Source organism: Stenotrophomonas sp. 05L44_2 (assembly GCF_056665995.1).
Genome location: NZ_JBFTNR010000990.1, coordinates 1 through 1,152, shown reverse-complemented (window position 1 = coordinate 1,152; position 1,152 = coordinate 1). Strand labels below are relative to the sequence as shown.

The window sequence follows — 1,152 nt, the reverse complement described above, 5'->3', positions numbered from 1 at the left end:
GGCTTCGAAGATCGGCATCGCCGCCAGGTTTTCCTGTGCGTAGATGCCACGGAAGCGGCCCGAGCCGTTGTCCATGTTGAAGTAGACCTGGAACTTGCCGTAGTCGCGGGTCTTCTGCAGGGCACCGGTCGGTTCACGCAGCGAGGCCGGCAGCGCCTTCTGCGCCGGGTCGGTGGGCTCGGGGAATCGACCGAAGTGCTTGGCCACGTACGCCTGCGAACCGATCAGTCCCTGTTCCTCGCCACTCCACAGCGCAACCCGGATGGTGCGCTTGGGCTTGGCGCCGCCGGCCTTGAGGATGCGCATGGCCTCCATCATCACCGCCACGCCGGCGGCGTTGTCGGCCGCGCCGGTGCCGCTGTGCCAGGAATCCAGGTGCGCGCCGATCATCACCACCTCGTCCGGCCTGCTGCTGCCACGGATCTCGGCCAGGGTGTTGTAGCCGGGCTGGTCGGCCTCGTCGGTGAAGCGTGCGGCCACATCCACGCGCAGGCGCACGCTTTGCTTGGCTTCCAGCGCGCGTACCAGCGGATTGAAGTGCTCGGCGATCATCGCCAGTTCGGGAATGCCGGCCGCTTCACCGGCCTTGCGCGAGCCGCCACCGGCCACGCGGATGATGCCGTTGTCCCAGCTGCTGATGCTGATCGAGGCCAGCGCGCCTTCTTCAACGAAGAATGCGTTGACCTTCGCCGCCAGCGCCTGCTTCTCCTGGTATTCCTTGACCCGCTTGGCGCGGTCGGCGGCCACGTCCTTGTCCTTGGGCAGGGTGAATTGCTGCAGGCCTTCCAGCGAGGTGGCGTCGTGCCGGTGCGAATCGGCGTCGGTGCCGCGCTTGTATTCGCGTGCCTCGCCCAGCAGCAGGATCTTTCCACGCAGCTTGCCGCGATATTTCTCGATGTCCTCGGGCTTCTTGATGTCCACCTGCAGCAGGTCGCCCTCGACCGGGCCGTTGGTGCCCGGCGTCCACGCCTTGGGCAGCGCATGCAGTGGCTGCACGCGATCGCCCAGCATCTCCACGCTGGCCGAGGTGAATTCCCAGCCACGGCCGAATTCGTCGAAGGCTTCGTCATGGACATTGTCCAGCTTCCATTCGCTGAACTTGCCGCGGGTCCAGGCGTTGGCACGCCCCATCGCCGGCGAATTGGTCAGGCG

1 protein-coding gene is annotated in these 1,152 nt (G+C 66.3%); it reads right to left on the bottom strand.

Annotated elements, in window-relative coordinates; all coding sequences use genetic code 11:
• The coding region (locus tag AC1VAN_RS22560; protein WP_480986829.1) for a M20/M25/M40 family metallo-hydrolase at positions 1 to 1,152 on the bottom strand (1,152 nt) is incomplete at both ends.